Raw genomic sequence first — 18,358 nt, 5'->3', positions numbered from 1 at the left:
CAATTGGGCATCTATTCAATCATTCCGCTACCTGTTTTGTGTCAATTCACATGGACAAGTAAACAATCGATTGAAATATTTAATATAAAAACATCCGCGCGTGAATGAAATGTTAATCCTATAGAATTCCCCTATAGCTCAACGTAAAAAAAAGCATTATTTTTCCATTTCGTGCCTCGTTATCTTCCCCCACAGAGAGAGATTAACCTTGGATCGGCCAGGACACCGTATAGCGTCTGCCTGGCATCCCGTGGAGAGAGAGTATATGAGCCACTACCCCCATCTTTTTTCCCCGTTGACTATCAACGGGATGACCATCAAAAACCGTATCATCATGCCGCCGATGGGGTCCAACATGGCGAGTCTGAACGGTGAAGTCACCCAGGAGCAGATTGAATACTATGAGTTACGCGCGCGGGGCGGCACCGGGCTTATCACTATTGAAAATATTTGTATCGATTTTCCTTTTGCGTCTAACGGTACCACGCAGTTGCGCATCGATAACGATCAATATATCCCGCGACTGTTCAAATTAACCGAGACTTTGCATAAACACGGCGCCTGCGTCAGTATTCAATTAAATCATGCGGGCGCTTCAGCCTATGCATATCGCCTGAATGGGGAAATGCCGCTTTCATCCTCCAGCACACCGTCAAAAAAGAACGGAAATATTCCCCGGCCGATGACACATGAGGAAATTTATCATGTGGTGAATAAATTTGGCGATGCGGCGGAACGCGTACGCCGGGCCGGATTTGACTGCGTGGAAATTCACGCGGGCCACTCCTATTTAATTAGCCAGTTTTTATCGCCGCTATTTAATAAACGCACGGATGAATTTGGCGGCAGTATAGAGAATCGCACCAGAATATTAACCTTAATTGTGGATAAAATACGCGCCTGCGTCGGCCCGCGTTTCCCGATCAGTCTGCGTATTAGCGCTGATGATTTCCAGAAAGGCGGCAATACGCTCGAAGACTCTCTGCGTATCCTCGAACTGTGCCAGGACAAAGTCGATATTATCAACGTCTCCGCCGCACAAAACGATAACCTGAATTTCCAGATTGACCAGATGTCACTGGAAGATGGCTGGAAACGCTACCTCTCACGGGCGGTTCGCGAAAAATTCCATAAGCCGACGGTGATTGCCGGCAATATTCGGTCGCCGAAGGTCGCCGAGGACATTATCGCCAGCGGCGATGCCGACCTGATTGCCATTGGCCGCGGGCTTATCGCCGAACCAGAATGGGTACAGAAAGTGCAGAGCGGTAATGAACGCCTGATGCGCAAATGCATCTCCTGCAACATCGGCTGTGCGGATCACCGTATTGCCCGTTCCCGCCCTCTGCGTTGCTCTATTAACCCGGATATTATCCACGGTGACGCCTACAAACAGCGGCGCGTAAACCGTGATGTCAACGTCGTCGTTATCGGTGCCGGGACGGCGGGCATGGAAGCGGCCTGCACCGCGGCTGAAGTCGGCTGCCATACCTGGTTGCTTGAGGAGAAACACAATATCGGCGGGCTGGCCAGTGAGATTTCGCTGCTGCCGGAGAAAAAACGTATCGCCGATTTCCCGCAGTTTATGAAAAACCGTATCGCCTCGCTTGATAACCTGATGTTGCAGGTCGGTAAGCGCGCCAGTGTCGAATCGGTTGCCGCGCTGCGCCCGGATCTAATCGTCAATGCCACCGGTTCTGTTCCCTTGCTGCCGCCGATTGAGGGACTGCGCGAGAACATCGATGTCGTCGGCGGCAGCGTCTTTTCGATTACCCATATGCTGCATAATCTGGATCGATTTGCCGATGCCGCGGGTAAACGTATCGCCGTCGTCGGCGCGGGAGCCGTCGGTCTGGATGTGATTGAATATTTTTCCACTCGCGGCGTCAACGCCGTACTTATCGAAATGCAGGATGCCCCTGGCCGCGACCTGGACATTATTACCAAAAACGCCATGTTGACCATGCTTAATGAGCATCGCGTGGAACAGCACATGGGTACACAGTTAATGGCCGTTACCCCAACCCATTTCACCGTTAAAAACACAGATGGCACCTTTGACATTCCTTTTGATTACGGCTTCGTCTGTCTGGGAATGCGCGCCAATACCCGTGGCCTCAATGAGATTGAACAATGGGCCAGAGACAATAACGTAAAAGTGATGAACATCGGCGACAGCCTGATGGCCCGGCGAATCATTGATGGCGTACGCGAAGGACGCAACGTGCTGGACATCCTTGAAGATATGGGGGCTCTGGGGGGCAATCTCGAATCAACAAAAATTCCATTTCTAACATATTGAGGGTTTTATCATGGCAGAACGTATTACCGGGCATACTGAGCTGATTGGTCTGATTGCCACCCCGATTCGCCACAGCATGTCGCCAACCATGCATAACGAAGCCTTTGCTTATCTGGGGCTGGACTATGTTTACCTGGCATTCGAGGTGGGTAATAAGGAATTAAAAGATGTGGTACAGGGCTTTCGAGGGTTAAAGCTGCGGGGCTGGAACGTCTCAATGCCGAACAAAACTGATATTTGCCAGTATCTGGATAAACTCTCTCCGGCGGCGGAACTGGTCGGCGCGGTAAATACCGTAGTGAACGACGATGGGGTGCTGACTGGCCACATCACCGATGGCACCGGCTATATGCGCGCCCTGTCTGAAGCGGGCATCGACATTATTGGCAAAAAAATGACCGTGTTAGGCGCTGGTGGCGCGGCTACCGCGATCTGCGTACAGGCGGCGCTGGATGGCGTAAAAGAGATCGCTATTTTTAACCAGAAAGACAAATTCTTCCCCAACGCGGAAGAAACTGTCGCCAAGATCCGCCGCAACACCGACTGCGAGATCCACCTGTACGATATTGCCGACCACAATAAACTGCGCGCCGAGATCGACAGTAGCGTCATTCTGACCAACGCCACCGGCGTGGGCATGAAACCGTTTGAAGGCCAGATGTTACTGCCTGACGACAGCTTCCTGCGACCGGACCTGATTGTTTCCGATGTCGTCTACAACCCGCGCAAAACCTATCTGCTCGAAGTCGCTGAGAAAAAAGGCTGCCGTACTTTAAACGGCCTTGGAATGATGCTCTGGCAGGGGGCGAAAGCTTTCGAAATCTGGACCGGAAAAGAGATGCCGGTTGAACACGTCAAAAGTATCCTTTTTTAAGGATGGGGCGCGATGAAAAATAAATATGTCCCAACGGCAGCCGGGCTATACCTCAACTACATGATCCACGGCATGGGGGTTTTGTTAATTACCCTCAATATGGCGAATTTACAGACACAGTGGGGAACTGATGCTGCCGGCGTCTCCATTGTTATCTCGTCGCTTGGTATCGGTAAGCTCGCCACGATCGTGACAGGGTTCCTGTCCGACCGCTTTGGCCGCAAACCCTTTGTTTATCTCGGGATAGCCAGCTATCTGGTCTTCTTTATCGGTATATTGATGACGAAGAACATCTATCTGGCCTACTTCTGCGGTATTATGGCGGGCCTGGCGAACAGCTTCCTCGACTCCGGAACCTACCCGGCGCTGATGGAATCTTTTCCTGACTCTGCCAGCCGCGCGAATGTGCTGATCAAAGCCTTTATCTCTGCCGGGCAGTTCTTGTTGCCATTTATCATTAGTTTTCTGATATGGGCAAATCTGTGGTTTGGCTGGTCGTTTATCATTGCCGCCGCGCTGTTCGTTATCAGCGGTCTCTATCTGCTGAAAATGCCGTTCCCGGACCAGCAGACGAAAAAGGAGAGCGTCGCAAAAGTACAGGTGACCCCAGCGCCGCAGAGCAACGCCAACAAGCTTGATATGATCGTATTTACTCTGTACGGCTACATCAGCATGGCCACGTTTTATCTGGTCAGCCAGTGGCTCGCACAGTATGGTCAGTTTGTTGCCGGGATCCCTTACGCATCAGCCATCAAACTGCTGAGTATCTATACCATGGGCTCGCTGACGTGCGTATTCGTCACCGCCGCGCTTGTCAGAGGCGTCGTCAGTTCGGCAGTTGCGATGATGATATACACCTGTCTGTCGATGATTTCGCTGCTGATCGTCTGCCTGTTCCCCACGCCAATGATAGTTACCGGTTTCGCTTTTGTTTTTGGCTTCTCCGCCGCCGGCGGGGTGATGCAAATAGGGGCGACCATTATGGCTATGAGTTTCCCGGACGGGAAAGGCAAAGCTACCGGGATTTTCTACACTGCAGGGAGTGTGGCCAGCTTTACGATCCCGTTGATCACGGCAAAACTCTCGAAGATCGGCATCGCCAGCATTATGTGGTTTGATTTCTTTATCGCCATCATTGGTTTTGTGATTGCGCTGTACATCGGTTATCGTCAGTTTCAGACTCGCGCCGCGGCAAAAACCGCGCATGTCGCGGCAACCCTCTGATAGTCGCTGACAAAAAGAATGGATACCCACATGACGAACGCAGTAACAGTAAAAAACATTACCTTCCGGGAAGGGGAAACCTTAATTTGCGTGCCGCTGATCGGCAAAACGCTTGAGGAGCTGCAAGACAATGCCTGCGCGCTGGCAACGGCCGGAGCCGACATTATCGAATGGCGCGTCGATCACTTCACGCAGGTTAGAGAGACGGAGCAGGTACTGCTGGCACTGAGTGAAATTCGCCAGCGGCTAAAAAATATGCCGCTGCTGTTCACCTTCCGCAGTAAAAAAGAGGGAGGAGAAACGGAAATCAGCGATGAAGCCTATTTCGAGCTGAATCGCCAGGCGGTCAACAGTGGTCTGGCCGACGTCATTGATATTGAGTTGTTCAACGACGAAGCGCAAATTCGCTCGCTGGTAAACGATGCGCACTCTGCTGGTGTAAAAGTCATCATGAGTAATCATGATTTTCATAAAACACCGGCTCAGGAAGATATCATCTACCGTTTGCGCCGTATGCAGGACCTGGGTGCCGACCTGCCGAAGATCGCGGTTATGCCGCAGTCACCGCAGGATGTACTAACGCTGCTCTCTGCGACCCTGACCATGAAAGAAAAATATGCCACTCGCCCATTAATCACCATGTCGATGGGAAAATCCGGCGGCGTTAGCCGGGTAACAGGTCGCCTGTTCGGTTCGGCAATGACTTTCGGTACCGTGGGCCACGCCTCGGCACCGGGACAAATCGCCATTAGCCAACTGCGTGAGCTTATGGACATTCTCTCCTGAGAATGAGGTTGCCCGGAGAATCTCTCCGGGCATCTGTTCAACTGATTTTTTGGCTGTCATTGATAATGACTTCTTTAAATGACTGAATTGCCGGGGAAAACACCCTTTCTTTCATCGTTGCCAGATAAATATAACGAGGAGGAATCGCATTTTTTATCGTCAGGATATGCACGTTATAATATGAGAGTGCGGAAATTCGCGGCATGATCGCAATACCATAATCAATACTGACCAGTCCCGCCATCGCCGTATCCTCTTCCACATAGCAGGCAATATCCGGCACCAGTTTTTGTTGCATAAAGACATTATCAATAAAAGGTCGTAGCCCGCTGTTTTCTGAAAAATAGATATAGGGATAATGAATCGTTTCCGCCAGATCGACTTCATTTTCATACAATCTGGCCAGAGGATGATCTTTCGCCGTCACGACCACCAGCTCTTGCTGAATAATGGGAATAAAATCAATATCCGGTTCATCAGCAATATAGGAACAAATAACCAGGTCGCTTTTCCCGGCCTTAAGATCCTGCAATAAACTTAGCGAGGTACCCTGAGTAAAAGAAAATGTCACATTGTGACGAGAGGGTGAAAGTGAGTACTTATGGATTAACCGTGGAACAACATGCTCTCCCATGGTGTAAATAAACGCGATGCGAATGTTTTCTTTGTTCTCTGAATTATTTTTTTGCAACGTCATACGGCCATTTTCTAAAGAGGCCAGCGCATCCTCGACATAGGGCAGAAAGCGTTTGCCATTCTGCGTGATCTTAACATTGCGCCCTTTTCTGGCGAACAGCGCGACGCCCAGCTCTTTCTCCAGTTCAGAAATAGCATGGCTCAGGGAGGGTTGGGTGATAAAAAGACTGGAGGCTGCTTCCGTGTAATGCTCCGTTTCCGCCAGTCTCTTAAAATAATAAAGTTGCTTCAGGTTCATTATTTTTTCTCGTATAATATAAAAATAGATCTAATATACCATACAAGCCATCGCTGATAAGCCATAAAAGAGAAATACCAGGGCTATATCAAATATTATTTTGTTATTTAATGCCAGCGACGCATACGGTATTGCCGATGATCGATGTATCGGTCCTGCAACAGAGTATTTTTGCATGCCTGTAGTCATGCAAAAATATTTTAAACTTTAAAGGAATTCTATATGAGGACGATAAATGCTGAGGAACGGCCGATTCTGCCGTCGGCCACACAGAAACGAAGCAAAACGCGAATTGTCATTCTACTGTTACTCTCTATTGGGACGATGATAAATTATCTCGATCGTACCATTTTGGGTATTGTTGCACCCAGTTTAACCCGCGAAATACATATCGACCCGACGATGATGGGTATCGTTTTTTCCGCTTTCGCCTGGACTTATGCGCTGGCTCAAATTCCTGGCGGGATGTTTTTAGATCGTTTTGGCAATAAATTAACCTATGCCCTGTCAATTTTTTTCTGGTCCACCTTTACCCTATTACAAAGCTTTAGCGTGGGGTTGAAATCCCTACTGCTGCTGCGTTTAGGGTTAGGTATCAGCGAAGCGCCCTGTTTCCCGGTCAACAGCCGGGTTGTCAGTAAATGGTTTCCACAGCATGAACGCGCGCGCGCAACGGCGACCTACACCGTCGGAGAATATATTGGCCTGGCCGCTTTTTCTCCATTGCTCTTTTTAATTCTTGAACATCATGGCTGGAGAACATTATTTTTTATTACCGGTGGATTAGGTATTGTATTTACCTTTGTGTGGTGGAAGTTTTATCATGAACCTCATGAGTCAAAAACCGCAAATCAAGCCGAACTGGAATATATCGGCGCAGAAAATACCGCACAACCCAATGAAAATATTCCCTTTAACTGGCCTGATGCGAAACGCCTGCTGTGCTGCCGACAAATCATTGGCGCCAGCCTGGGGCAATATGCCGGTAACACGACGCTGGTTTTCTTTTTGACCTGGTTCCCGACCTATCTCGCGAACGAGCGTCATTTACCGTGGCTTCACGTTGGTTTCTTTGCTTCCTGGCCCTTTCTGGCAGCGGCCATCGGCATTATTTTCGGCGGCTGGATATCGGATAAAATATTAAAAAAGACATGTTCAGTAAATATTAGCAGAAAACTCCCGATTATTTCCGGACTATTACTTTCCGGCACAATAATTACCGCTAACTGGGTGGATAGTAACACCGCCGTTATTATCATCATGTCAATTGCCTTTTTTGGCCAGGGCATGGTCGGGCTAGGCTGGACATTGATCTCAGATATAGCGCCGAAGAATATGGCCGGGCTTACCGGGGGGATTTTTAATTTTTGTGCAAATATGGCGTCAATCATTACCCCATTAATCATTGGCGTTATCATCTCAATGACCGGTAATTTCTTCTACGCGCTCATTTATATCGGTGTGACCGCGTTGATTGGCGTTATTGCGTATATCTTCATTATCGGCGATATCAAACGAATTGTATTGAAATAACGCATGACGGACAGTGCTCCGGCAGGCTGCCGGAGCACTCAGGCGCTAAATATTCTTAACCCTGCTGGTCATAAACAGCGTCACCAGCGAAATCGCCGTAATCATCCAGTAAACGCTGGTATGCCCATAGCTTTGCGACAGCGCGCCCTGAATGACGCCTGCCAGAATGACCCCGGTGGAGATACTGTTGGTAAATAGCGTCGTTGCCGCCCCTGCTCGTCCGGGCATCAGATCCTGAAACCACAGCATGCCAATCCCGGCGATAATACCGATAAACACCGCATTAAACAGCTGTAAAACCAGCAGCGCCACGCGGCCGTGAAACAGAATCAGGCCAATATAAAACAGCACGCCCGCGGCAACCGCCGCCACCATCATATTGCGCTTGCCCCAGCGCTTAACGAAGTAACCCGCCAGAATCATCGCCGGAATCTCCAGTCCGGCGGCCGTCCCCATCAGGACTCCGGCGAGGCTGTCCGGCAGTCCGAGATCGCTACTGATCCACAGTGGCATATCAATGATATACATAGTGTTGCAGGTCCACATCAGCGTGGAGGCGATAAACAGCATACGGACATTTTTATCGTGCCATCCCCCGACCTGCCTCAGCACTCCCCCCTCCTCCGAGGGTTGTTCAACACGGGCGACCGACGGGAGCCTGAAAGCGATGAGCGCCAGACTGATGACAAAGATCCCCGCCGCTATCGAAAACATGGTCGTGAAGCCATAATTAAGCGCCAGCATAAAGGCCAGCGGAGGACCGATCACCCATGCCAGCGAGAGCTGAGCACGCATTATCGAACTGAACATCACCACTTCACGGGCCGAGCTATCGGCGTATTCCCGCGCCAGCGCAAAAAGCTGCGGCATCGCGGCGTTCGCCACCGAGGCCAGCATCACGCCACCGGTGATCAGCGTCAGATAATGACGATTAAACGCAAACAGCAGCGCGTTTCCTACCGCCATCAGGCAGCAGAACATGATCAGGCGTCGACGATCGCCCCGGCTATCCGAGCGCTTAGCCAGCGCCAGGCTGACCAGAATGCCGGCAATCGCGTTAACCGTATAGAACAGTCCCACCCAAAAGGGTTGCACGCCCACTTCGCGACTAAGGAATAAACTGAGCGTCGGCGCCTGCAGCGCGCCTGCAATACCGATCATAAACGCGACCAGCATAAAAGCGGCGTACACGCCGTTAAGACGGCGCCCCATCGTCATTAACCACAGCATCACATATCCTTTAGCGCGCGAAAAAAAGAAAAAAGCCAGCAGAAGATTTCTGCTGGCGGGTGATTCTATACTCTATGAATTTCGAGTTGCAGGACAATAACTATACAAAGGTTACTGAACAGCGCTTACCCTGGCTCACCAGAGGAGGGACCCAGGCTGAATCATGCAGCCAGACTGTCAATCTCTGGCGACACAGATAACTGCAGCTTGAAAAACGGGCGAATATAACACCAATACTCAGTCACACATGATGTCTGCAAGTCAATGAACCGAGGTCTGCGACGTCACTCCCCACTGCATCAGTTCGCCGAGCATTTTCTGCTGTCTTCCTGCCATCAGGCGGGCCAGCCAGGACGCATCCTGCGTCGCAGAAAAGTAGCGTTGGTAGAACTGTTGTGTGGTAGACCTCATCATATTCACCTCCTCACTTCATCGAAGGTGATTATTGACTTAATATAGGAAGTCATAAATTGCTGAGTTTTTATCAGGAGTTCCCCTTTTATGTCTTCCAGCCGTTTACAACAGCAGTTCATCCGCTTATGGCAGTGCTGCGACGGTAAGTCGCAGGAGACGACGCTTAATGAACTGGCAGATATGCTGAGCTGCTCGCGCCGCCATATGCGCACCTTACTGAATATGATGGAAGAGCGTGGCTGGCTGACCTGGCAGGCGGAAGCCGGACGCGGTAAGCGTTCCCGACTGGCTTTTCTCTATACCGGTCTGGCCCTGCAGCAGCAAAGAGCGGAAGATCTGCTGGAACAGGACAGGATCGATCAGCTGGTACAGTTAGTCGGTGATAAAGCCGCCGTCCGACAGATGCTGATCTCCCATCTTGGCCGCAGCTTCCGCCAGGGTCGGCATATTCTGCGCGTGCTCTACTATCGACCGATGAAAAATCTGCTGCCAGGCAGCGCGCTGCGCCGCTCAGAAACGCACATCGTGCGGCAGATTTTTAGCGCGCTGACGCGAGTAAATGAGGAAAATGGGGAACTGGAAGCGGATATTGCTCACCATTGGCAGCAGATCACCGCCACTCACTGGCGTTTTTTTCTTCGTCCGGGCATACATTTTCATCATGGTCGGGAACTGGAGATGGCGGATGTCATCTCTTCCTTACAGCGTAGCAACACGCTGCCGCTCTTCTCCCATATTGAGCGTATCGACTCCCCCACCGCATGGACCCTGGATATTCATCTTAGTCAGCCCGACCGCTGGCTACCGTGGTTACTCAGCCAGGTTCAGGCGATGATCCTGCCCCAGGAGTGGCGGTCGATGGAAAAATTCGCCAGCACGCCCATTGGCACCGGCCCTTACTCGGTTGTGCGTAATAACCAGAATCAACTTAAAATTCACGCTTTCGACGACTATTTCGGCTACCGGGCGCTAATTGATGAAGTCAACGTCTGGGTACTGCCGGAAATTGGTGAAGAGTCCAACGGCGGGTTAACGCTTCAGGGAAGTACGGAGAGTGAAAAAGCGGTAGAAAGCCGCCTTGAAGAAGGCTGCTATTACCTGCTGTTCGACTCCCGCAGCCCGCTCGGCGGTAATACGGCGGTACGCCAGTGGTTAAGTTATCTGTTCCAGCCCGCTAACCTGCTCTATCACGCTGGTGAACACTACCAGGGCAACTGGTTTCCAGCCTATGGCCTGCTGCCCCGCTGGCATCATGCGCGCAGCCATGCCTGTGAAAAACCGCCAGGTCTGGAAACGGTCAGGCTGACCTACTATCAGGAGCACGTCGAACATCGCGTCATGGGCAAGATCATGGCGACGCTGCTGGCCGAACATCAGGTGAAGCTGGAGATTCAGGAACTGGAATACGAAGAGTGGCATCGCGGAGAGGTAGTGAGTGACGTGTGGCTCAACAGCGCCAACTTTACGCTGCCGATCGATTTTTCCCTGTTTGCCTGGCTGTATGAAGTCCCGCTGATTCGCAAATGTATTCCCATTGACTGGGAGCGCGATGCCGGCCGCTGGCGCGCGGGAGAGCTTAATCCGGCGGCCTGGAGCCAGCAGTTGCTCACCACGCAAACTATCGTGCCGCTCATTCACCACTGGCTGATGATCCAGGGGCAACGCAGTATGCGCGGCGTGCGAATGAACACCCTTGGCTGGTTTGACTTTAAGTCAGCCTGGTTTGCGCCGCCGGAGCCGTAACGCTTTTCGTTAGCAGATAAAATCATTACACTAACTGCCGTTCTCAACGGGGTGCTAATAAACATACACAATATCATTCGAGTTGCATCGACGCGCGGTTAGCCCGGAAGCAACCAGAAAGATAAAGCGTATGGGCTGAGAAAATACCCGTCGAACCTGATCCGGATAACGCCGGCGAAGGGATTTGAGGCCCACTCAAAATCCTTTGCCCCCCCTTCTTCTGAGGTGCAAAGTGTTAAAAAAATTACTTCCCCTGCTGGCGCTGGTCGCCGCGCCGGTTTTTGCCAAACCCACCCTGACCGTTTATACCTACGACTCCTTCGCCGCCGACTGGGGGCCAGGCCCGGCGGTCAAAAAAGCCTTTGAAGCGGACTGCGACTGCGAACTGAAGTTCGTGGCGCTGGAAGATGGCGTCTCGCTGCTCAATCGTCTGCGAATGGAAGGCAAAAACAGCAAAGCCGATGTGGTGCTTGGACTGGATAACAACCTGCTGGAAGCCGCGGCCCAGAGCAGGCTGTTCGCCAAAAGCGGCGTATCTACCCGCGCGGTCAGCATACCCGGCGGCTGGCGCAACGATACCTTCGTTCCCTTCGATTACGGCTATTTCGCCTTTGTTTACGATAAAAACAAGCTCAAAAATCCGCCGAAAAGCCTGAAAGAACTGGTTGAGGGCAAGCAGAAATGGCGGGTCATTTATGAGGATCCGCGCACCAGCACGCCGGGCCTCGGCCTGCTGCTGTGGATGCAAAAAGTCTACGGCGATAACGCGCCGGAAGCCTGGCAGAAACTGGCGGCGAAAACCGTCACCGTCACCAAAGGCTGGAGCGAAGCCTACGGCCTGTTCCTCAAGGGCGAAAGCGACCTGGTGCTCAGCTACACCACCTCCCCGGCTTATCACATTATCGAAGAGAAAAAAGATAACTACGCGGCGGCCAACTTCGCGGAAGGCCACTATTTGCAGGTCGAAGTTGCCGCCCGCACCGCGGCCAGCAAACAACCGGAGCTGGCAGAGAAATTCCTCAAATTTATGCTTTCTCCCGGCTTCCAGAACACGATCCCCACCGGCAACTGGATGTATCCGGTTACCCAGGTTGCGCTTCCCGCAGGTTTTGACGGGCTGATCAAACCGCAAACCACCCTTGAATTTACGCCGCAACAGGTGGCGGCTGAGCGCCAGAACTGGATCAGCGCATGGCAACGCGCCGTCAGCCGCTAACTTTCGGCTGGCTGCTGCCCGGCCTGACGGCGGCGACCTTACTGGTCGCCGTCGCGCTGGCTGCTTTTCTGGCGCTGTGGTTCAGCGCGCCGGAAGCGGTCTGGGGATCGATGGTTAGCGATAGCTATCTCTGGCATGTGGTGCGCTTTTCTTTCTGGCAGGCGTTTCTTTCCGCGCTGCTTTCCGTGATACCAGCGATTTTTCTCGCCCGCGCGCTCTACCGTCGGCGCTTCCCCGGGCGCACGCTGCTGCTGCGCTTGTGCGCGATGACCTTAATCTTGCCGGTGCTGGTGGCGGTATTCGGCATTCTTAGCGTTTACGGTCGCCAGGGCTGGCTGGCTGAATTGTTTACCGTGTTCGGCTGGCAGTGGACGTTTTCACCCTACGGATTACAAGGGATCCTGCTGGCGCATGTGTTCTTCAATATGCCAATGGCCACGCGCCTGCTGCTACAAACGCTGGAAAATATCCCCGGCGAACAGCGGCAAATCGCCGCCCAGCTAGGAATGCGCGGCTACGCCTTCTTCCGGCTGGTTGAATGGCCATGGCTGCGTCGGCAAATTCTGCCTGTCGCGGCGCTGATCTTTATGCTCTGTTTCGCCAGCTTTGCGACCGTGCTGTCGCTGGGCGGCGGCCCGCGCGCGACCACGATCGAACTGGCGATCTACCAGGCGCTCAATTTCGACTATGACCCGGCGCGCGCGGCGATGCTGGCGCTGATCCAGATGGTCTGCTGCCTCGGGCTGGTATTACTCAGCCAGCGCCTGAGCAAAGCCCTCGCCATCGGGGTCAGCAACATCCACGGCTGGCGCGATCCTGACGACCGTTTGTTCAGTCGACTGAGCGACATTGCGCTCATTGTCATCGCGCTTTTACTGTTGCTGCCTCCGCTACTGGCGGTGATATACGACGGTCTGAATAACAATCTGTTTAGCGTCCTGCAACAGCCTGCGCTATGGCAGGCGCTAGGGACCTCACTGCGTATCGCCCTTGCCGCCGGGCTGTTAAGCGTGATGCTGACCATGATGCTGCTGTGGAGCAGTCGCGAACTTCGCGCCCGTAATCGCCCGTTGGCCGGACAGGCGCTCGAACTCAGCGGCATGCTGATCCTCGCCATGCCGGGCATCGTACTGGCCACCGGATTCTTCCTGCTGCTCAATAACAGCACAGGGCTACCGGAATCCGCCGACGGTATCGTGATTTTCACCAATGCGCTGATGGCGATTCCCTATGCGCTAAAGGTGCTGGAAAATCCTATGCGCGATATCAGCACCCGCTATGGCGCGCTTTGCCAGTCGCTGGATTTGCACGGCTTTACGCGCCTTAGGGTGGTGGAGCTTCGCGCCTTAACGCGCCCGCTGGCCCAGGCGCTGGCTTTCGCCTGCGTGCTGTCGATCGGCGATTTCGGCGTCGTGGCGCTGTTCGGCAATGAAGATTTTCGTACCCTGCCGTTCTATCTGTATCAGCAAATTGGCGCTTATCGTAGCCAGGACGGCGCCGTTACCGCTCTGCTGCTGCTGGCGCTGTGCTTTTTACTCTTTAGCGTAATTGAAAAACTTCCGGGGCGTGATGCTAAAACTGAATGATGTCACCTGGCTTTACCAGCATCTGCCGATGCGTTTTACCCTCTCTGCTGAACGCGGCGAATGCCTGGCCGTCCTCGGTCCCAGCGGTGCCGGGAAAAGTACCCTGCTGAATCTGATCGCCGGTTTTTTATCACCCGCCAGCGGCAGCATTGAGATCGACGGTCAGCCTCATACTCACACGCCGCCCGCGCGCCGTCCGGTATCGATGCTGTTTCAGGAAAATAATCTCTTTAATCACCTGACTATCCGCCAGAACATCGCGCTGGGGATGCATCCGGGATTAAAGCTGAACGCAGAGCAGGCCACCCGTTTGCAGACCATTGCCGGGCAGATGGCGATTGACGCATTGCTGGATCGCCTGCCTGGCGAGCTTTCCGGCGGGCAACGCCAGCGTGCGGCGCTGGCGCGCTGTCTGGTGCGTCAGCAACCGGTACTGCTGCTGGATGAACCCTTCTCAGCGCTCGATCCCGCGCTACGTCAGGAGATGCTGGCGCTGGTTGCCGACGTCTGCCAGCAGCAGCAACTGACGCTATTAATGGTGTCGCACAGCGTAGAGGACGCGGCGCGCATCGCGCCGCGTTCGCTGGTAGTGGCTGAGGGACGGATACTCTGGGACGGCGAGACTACCGCGCTGCTCAGGGGCAACAGCAGCGCCTCAGCGCTGCTGGGGATTAGCGCGCAATAACCTTATACAGAATATCAAGATAGACCGGCATAAGCGGGTGGCGGAAGGTAAAAACCAGCGCGGCCGCGGCAACGCATACCGTCAGCGGCGTTAGCCACCGCAGGCGCGAACGCGGCAGGAAACGGGTTAAACGATCGCCCGCGCTGTTAGCGCCCCGCCACAGTCGCCAGCACAACCAGGCCGCCAGCCAGGCCAGCAGGGCCGCCCCCAGCAGCAGCCACTTAAAGCTGGCGCTGTGTTCATCCGTCGGAATATCAATCGCCGCCCCGGCGAGGATTCCCGGTAAAAAATAGAGCGGCGGCCACAGCAGGCAGCCAATAATATTTGGCGGGATAAATTTCGCCACCGGCAGATCAAGCATCCCGGCGACCATCGGCACCAGCGGACGCGTCGGCCCGACAAACCGCCCGATAAGAATGGTCACCATGCTGTGCTGATGTAGCGCATGCTCGGTCTTATCGAGCAGCGCTTTATTTTTCTTCAAAAAAGACCAGCGATGCAGCGGCTTCTTAAACCGCCAGCCTAGCCAGAATGACACCCAGTCGCCGAGCAAGCAGCCGATAATCCCCGCCAGCCATGCCTGCCAGAAATTAACCTCGCCGCTACCGATCAGCGCGCCCAACCCGGCCATCATCACCGTTCCCGGCAGAATAAGCCCGACCAACGCCAACGATTCGAGGAAAGCGACCAGCAGAACAGCCAGCAGAGAATAGACCGTGGATTGCGTAATAAAGTGTTCCAGCAATGCTTGCATAATGTACCCGGTTTTAAAACGAAGCACGGATTCTCCGGAGCCGTGAATACTTCGTCAAGCCATCAATTGTTTCTACCCGTCATATTTTACGTTGCAGATGGCAACGTGAATTATTTAGCGTAGATCCTGTTTACTGGCTGCGTTAATTAACCGGACCATCATTTCACTTTCTTTACTTTCTATTCGCATCCAGCGCGAAACTCACTGGGGCTGGCGCCGGTGCACTTCTTAAAGACGCGTGAAAAGTAGAGCTGGTCTTCAAAGCCGACGTTACGCCCCACGGTGGCTATCGGCATCCGCGTGGTGCTGAGCAGCAGCTTCGCCTGGCTAATCCGCTGATCTTCACGCCACCCCAGCACGCTGATCCCCAGTTGCTGGCGAAACAGATGCGACAGCCGCGACGGCGACAGGCACACATGCTGGGCAACGCTGGCAATATCGAAATGGCTGTCCGCCAGATGATCGCTGATATACTGGCAAGCGTCGCGCACCCGGTTATCCAGCGGCGGATGCAGCGATTCATTGATCGCCTCCATACGCCGCAGCAGCAGTTGCTCCATGAGATTGATCGCCAGCAGTTCGGAATAGCGCCCCGCCCCCTGCCCGGCCTCAACGATTTGCCCGAACAGCTCGCCAAAGCGCGGCAGCCACTGCTCATCCGGGCGGAAAAACCCGGTCTGGGCAAAAATCGTCGGCCAGTTAAGCCACTCATGCCAGTAAGCGCGTGGACGGAAGTAAACCCACTGGTGATACCATTCGCCAGCATTGGGATGACGGCCATAATGGTGAATTTCGCCCGGCGGGAACAGCAGCATATCCCCAGGCCGACAGGTAAACTGCTCCCCGTGGTTCTTGATCACCCCTTCGCCACGGATCGTCAGATTAAGGATATAGCCCTTCATGCCCAGCGGACGATCGATAAAGAAATCCAGATAGCCATCGGCGTCAATCGGCGTCAGGCCCGTCACCAGATGGGCATTAAAAGAGTAACCCGGCAATAAAGGATCGTTTTGCGTTTCGGCCATAACCTCAGCTCTCCCGGAGACATTAAGGACACCAATTGTCCATACCTTGCATTTTATCGCCTGGCTGACAGCCTGTACTGCGACGCGGGTTTGAAATCGAATTAAAACCCGCCGCTTCTCGGTAATAACTGAGAAAATCGGACAATTCCACCGCTTTCAGCGCATAACTGAAGTGTCTATAAAGACGGCAGAAAAGTCCACATTGAATATTTGCACGATGTCACACTTTGCAGCGTCACAGCAATATAGTCCATAAGATTAGCGAATACGGCCTGACGGTTTTCTGCCTGACTATCTACTGTTTCACCATGAATGATTTTTAGCATGGAGTAACAGCATGGCAATTGCGATTGGCCTCGATTTTGGCAGTGATTCAGTACGCGCGCTGGCCGTAGAGTGCGCAACCGGCGAAGAGCTGGCCACCTGCGTCGAGTGGTATCCGCGCTGGCAAAAAGGGCTGTTCTGCGATGCCCCAAACAATCAGTTCCGTCATCATCCACGCGACTATATCGAATCGATGGAAACGGCGCTGAAAAGCGTCCTGGCATCACTGAGCGCTGAGCAACGCGCTACCGTTGTCGGTATCGGCGTCGATAGCACCGGCTCAACCCCCGCGCCAGTTGACGCCGACGGTAATGTGCTGGCGCTACGCGAAGAGTTCGCCAGTAACCCGAACGCAATGTTCGTATTGTGGAAAGACCATACCTCGGTAGAGGAGGCGGAGGAGATTACCCGCCTGTGCCACCAGCCGGGCAAAGAGGATTACTCCCGCTATATCGGCGGTATCTACTCCAGCGAGTGGTTCTGGGCCAAGATCCTTCATGTCACCCGCCAGGACAGCGCCGTCGCCCGCGCCGCCGTGTCATGGATTGAGCTATGCGACTGGGTGCCCGCCCTGCTTTCCGGGACGACACGTCCCCAGGATATTCGCCGCGGTCGCTGTAGCGCCGGGCATAAATCTCTGTGGCATGAGAGCTGGGGTGGCCTGCCGCCGGCCGGCTTCTTCGATGAACTCGACCCAATAATTAATCAGAACCTCGCCTACCCGATGTTCAGCGATACCTTCACCGCGGATATCCCGGTCGGCACCCTGACCGCCGAGTGGGCTCAGCGCCTCGGTTTGACACAAACCGTCACCATCTCCGGCGGCGCTTTCGACTGCCATATGGGCGCCGTCGGCGCTGGCGCGCAGCCGAATGCCCTGGTCAAAGTGATCGGCACCTCAACCTGCGACATCCTGATTGCCGATAAGCAAAACGTTGGCGAGCGCACGGTGAAGGGGATTTGCGGCCAGGTCGACGGCAGCGTTGTCCCTGATTTTATCGGTATGGAAGCCGGGCAATCCGCTTTTGGCGACATTTACGCCTGGTTTGGCCGCATTCTCGGCTGGCCGCTGGAACAACTGGCGCAGACCCATCCGGAACTAAAAGAGCAGATCACAGCCAGCCAAAAACAGCTGCTGCCCGCGCTGACCGAAGCCTGGGCAAACAATCCGTCACTCGATCATCTCCCGGTGGTGCTGGACTGGTTTAACGGTCGCCGCACGCCGAACGCTAACCAACGCCTGAAAGGGGTGATTACCGATCTGAACCTCGCCACCGACGCCCCGGCGCTGTTCGGCGGGCTGATTGCCGCCACCGCCTTCGGCGCGCGCGCCATTATGGAGTGCTTCACCGAACAGGGCATTCCGGTGAATAACGTGATGGCGCTTGGCGGTATCGCGCGGAAAAACCCGGTGATCATGCAGGCTTGCTGTGATGTGCTGAATCGCCCGCTGCAAATCGTCGCGTCCGATCAGTGCTGCGCGCTTGGCGCGGCTATCTTTGCCGCCGTCGCCGCTGGCGTCTACGCCGATATTCCCGCCGCACAGCAGCATATGGCCAGCCAGGTGGAACGCACCCTTCAGCCGCACCCTAATCAGGCGCAACGGTTTGAACAACTCTATCAGCGCTACCAGCAGTGGTCGGTCAGCGCAGAACAGCTTTATCTCCCTTCGACTGCAAAGGCGGAAACAGCCCCGCAATCCCAGGCCGCCCTCACCCATTAAGGACA

Annotated in this window: 15 protein-coding genes and 1 riboswitch; of the genes, 10 read left to right on the top strand and 5 right to left on the bottom strand. The window is 53.8% G+C overall.

Annotated features, from left to right (window positions below):
* Nucleotides 1-265: 265 nt before the first annotated feature.
* The 4 genes from ABK821_RS03110 to aroD are packed head-to-tail and all read left to right on the top strand — an operon-like array spanning nucleotide 266 to nucleotide 5,186.
* Nucleotides 266-2,302, top strand: coding sequence for an FAD-dependent oxidoreductase (locus ABK821_RS03110; protein WP_343177933.1), 2,037 nt, complete (start codon nucleotides 266-268; stop codon nucleotides 2,300-2,302).
* A 10-nt stretch (nucleotides 2,303-2,312) separates the two neighbouring features.
* Complete coding sequence (locus ABK821_RS03105; RefSeq protein WP_138361938.1) at nucleotides 2,313-3,176, top strand: shikimate dehydrogenase; 864 nt, start codon at nucleotides 2,313-2,315, stop codon at nucleotides 3,174-3,176.
* 12 nt (nucleotides 3,177-3,188) lie between these two features.
* Complete coding sequence (locus ABK821_RS03100) at nucleotides 3,189-4,400, top strand: MFS transporter (protein ID WP_142503018.1); 1,212 nt, start codon at nucleotides 3,189-3,191, stop codon at nucleotides 4,398-4,400.
* A 30-nt stretch (nucleotides 4,401-4,430) separates the two neighbouring features.
* Nucleotides 4,431-5,186, top strand: coding sequence for a type I 3-dehydroquinate dehydratase (gene aroD / locus ABK821_RS03095; protein ID WP_138361936.1), 756 nt, complete (start codon nucleotides 4,431-4,433; stop codon nucleotides 5,184-5,186).
* Between the two features lie 37 nt (nucleotides 5,187-5,223).
* Here aroD and ABK821_RS03090 read toward each other — a convergent pair whose 3' ends face one another.
* A complete protein-coding gene (locus ABK821_RS03090; RefSeq protein ID WP_138361935.1) occupies nucleotides 5,224-6,120 on the bottom strand; it encodes a LysR family transcriptional regulator in 897 nt (298 codons plus the stop codon).
* Between the two features lie 222 nt (nucleotides 6,121-6,342).
* Here ABK821_RS03090 and ABK821_RS03085 point away from each other — a divergent pair, with 222 nt between their 5' ends.
* Nucleotides 6,343-7,653, top strand: coding sequence for an MFS transporter (locus ABK821_RS03085; protein ID WP_138361934.1), 1,311 nt, complete (start codon nucleotides 6,343-6,345; stop codon nucleotides 7,651-7,653).
* Nucleotides 7,654-7,698: 45 nt separating this feature from the next.
* Here ABK821_RS03085 and ABK821_RS03080 read toward each other — a convergent pair whose 3' ends face one another.
* Both ABK821_RS03080 and sgrT read right to left on the bottom strand, forming a co-directional pair.
* Nucleotides 7,699-8,883, bottom strand: a complete 1,185-nt coding sequence (locus tag ABK821_RS03080) for a sugar efflux transporter (protein ID WP_138361933.1) — start codon at nucleotides 8,881-8,883, stop codon at nucleotides 7,699-7,701.
* Nucleotides 8,884-9,144: 261 nt separating this feature from the next.
* The gene (sgrT, locus tag ABK821_RS03075) at nucleotides 9,145-9,297 is read right to left on the bottom strand and encodes a glucose uptake inhibitor SgrT (RefSeq protein ID WP_138361932.1); all 153 of its coding nucleotides are present in this window, start codon (nucleotides 9,295-9,297) and stop codon (nucleotides 9,145-9,147) included.
* An 87-nt stretch (nucleotides 9,298-9,384) separates the two neighbouring features.
* Here sgrT and sgrR point away from each other — a divergent pair, with 87 nt between their 5' ends.
* The 4 genes from sgrR to thiQ all read left to right on the top strand — a co-directional run bounded on the left by sgrR (nucleotide 9,385) and on the right by thiQ (nucleotide 14,527).
* Complete coding sequence (sgrR, locus tag ABK821_RS03070) at nucleotides 9,385-11,040, top strand: HTH-type transcriptional regulator SgrR (protein ID WP_138361931.1); 1,656 nt, start codon at nucleotides 9,385-9,387, stop codon at nucleotides 11,038-11,040.
* Between the two features lie 37 nt (nucleotides 11,041-11,077).
* Nucleotides 11,078-11,241: riboswitch (TPP riboswitch) on the top strand.
* 31 nt (nucleotides 11,242-11,272) lie between these two features.
* Nucleotides 11,273-12,256, top strand: coding sequence for a thiamine ABC transporter substrate binding subunit (thiB, locus tag ABK821_RS03065; protein WP_343177934.1), 984 nt, complete (start codon nucleotides 11,273-11,275; stop codon nucleotides 12,254-12,256).
* Nucleotides 12,232-13,842, top strand: a complete 1,611-nt coding sequence (thiP, locus tag ABK821_RS03060) for a thiamine/thiamine pyrophosphate ABC transporter permease ThiP (protein ID WP_138361929.1) — start codon at nucleotides 12,232-12,234, stop codon at nucleotides 13,840-13,842. Before thiB ends, thiP begins: the two co-directional genes overlap by 25 nt.
* On the top strand, nucleotides 13,826-14,527 hold the full coding sequence (gene thiQ, locus ABK821_RS03055) for a thiamine ABC transporter ATP-binding protein ThiQ (protein ID WP_142503020.1): 702 nt from the start codon (nucleotides 13,826-13,828) through the stop codon (nucleotides 14,525-14,527). The genes thiP and thiQ overlap by 17 nt, the downstream gene beginning before the upstream one ends.
* Here the strand turns inward: thiQ and ABK821_RS03050 are convergent.
* Together ABK821_RS03050 and araC are read right to left on the bottom strand one after the other, a co-directional pair.
* Complete coding sequence (locus tag ABK821_RS03050) at nucleotides 14,514-15,281, bottom strand: DedA family protein (protein WP_138362055.1); 768 nt, start codon at nucleotides 15,279-15,281, stop codon at nucleotides 14,514-14,516. The genes thiQ and ABK821_RS03050 overlap by 14 nt on opposite strands.
* Before the next feature lie 179 nt (nucleotides 15,282-15,460).
* Nucleotides 15,461-16,306 (bottom strand): arabinose operon transcriptional regulator AraC, encoded by an 846-nt coding sequence (araC, locus tag ABK821_RS03045; RefSeq protein ID WP_138361927.1) that lies wholly within the window; start codon nucleotides 16,304-16,306, stop codon nucleotides 15,461-15,463.
* A gap of 337 nt (nucleotides 16,307-16,643) precedes the next feature.
* Between araC and araB the strand changes: the two genes are divergently transcribed.
* Nucleotides 16,644-18,353 (top strand): ribulokinase, encoded by a 1,710-nt coding sequence (gene araB, locus ABK821_RS03040; protein ID WP_138361926.1) that lies wholly within the window; start codon nucleotides 16,644-16,646, stop codon nucleotides 18,351-18,353.
* Nucleotides 18,354-18,358 lie beyond the last annotated feature (5 nt).

The sequence above is a fragment of the Klebsiella sp. KE9456 genome, assembly GCF_043832615.1.
GTDB classification, from domain to species: domain Bacteria; phylum Pseudomonadota; class Gammaproteobacteria; order Enterobacterales; family Enterobacteriaceae; genus Klebsiella; species Klebsiella indica.
This window is presented reverse-complemented; position numbering and strand designations above follow the sequence as displayed.

Coding starts and splice junctions, on each gene's coding strand:
- ABK821_RS03050 (WP_138362055.1), bottom strand. CDS start 15,281: ATGCAAGCATTGCTGGAACACTTTATTACGCAATCCACGGTCTATTCT.
- ABK821_RS03105 (WP_138361938.1), top strand. CDS start 2,313: ATGGCAGAACGTATTACCGGGCATACTGAGCTGATTGGTCTGATTGCC.
- aroD (WP_138361936.1), top strand. CDS start 4,431: ATGACGAACGCAGTAACAGTAAAAAACATTACCTTCCGGGAAGGGGAA.
- thiP (WP_138361929.1), top strand. CDS start 12,232: ATGGCAACGCGCCGTCAGCCGCTAACTTTCGGCTGGCTGCTGCCCGGC.
- sgrR (WP_138361931.1), top strand. CDS start 9,385: ATGTCTTCCAGCCGTTTACAACAGCAGTTCATCCGCTTATGGCAGTGC.
- ABK821_RS03085 (WP_138361934.1), top strand. CDS start 6,343: ATGAGGACGATAAATGCTGAGGAACGGCCGATTCTGCCGTCGGCCACA.
- thiQ (WP_142503020.1), top strand. CDS start 13,826: ATGCTAAAACTGAATGATGTCACCTGGCTTTACCAGCATCTGCCGATG.
- sgrT (WP_138361932.1), bottom strand. CDS start 9,297: ATGATGAGGTCTACCACACAACAGTTCTACCAACGCTACTTTTCTGCG.
- araC (WP_138361927.1), bottom strand. CDS start 16,306: ATGGCCGAAACGCAAAACGATCCTTTATTGCCGGGTTACTCTTTTAAT.
- ABK821_RS03080 (WP_138361933.1), bottom strand. CDS start 8,883: ATGCTGTGGTTAATGACGATGGGGCGCCGTCTTAACGGCGTGTACGCC.
- ABK821_RS03110 (WP_343177933.1), top strand. CDS start 266: ATGAGCCACTACCCCCATCTTTTTTCCCCGTTGACTATCAACGGGATG.
- ABK821_RS03100 (WP_142503018.1), top strand. CDS start 3,189: ATGAAAAATAAATATGTCCCAACGGCAGCCGGGCTATACCTCAACTAC.
- ABK821_RS03090 (WP_138361935.1), bottom strand. CDS start 6,120: ATGAACCTGAAGCAACTTTATTATTTTAAGAGACTGGCGGAAACGGAG.
- araB (WP_138361926.1), top strand. CDS start 16,644: ATGGCAATTGCGATTGGCCTCGATTTTGGCAGTGATTCAGTACGCGCG.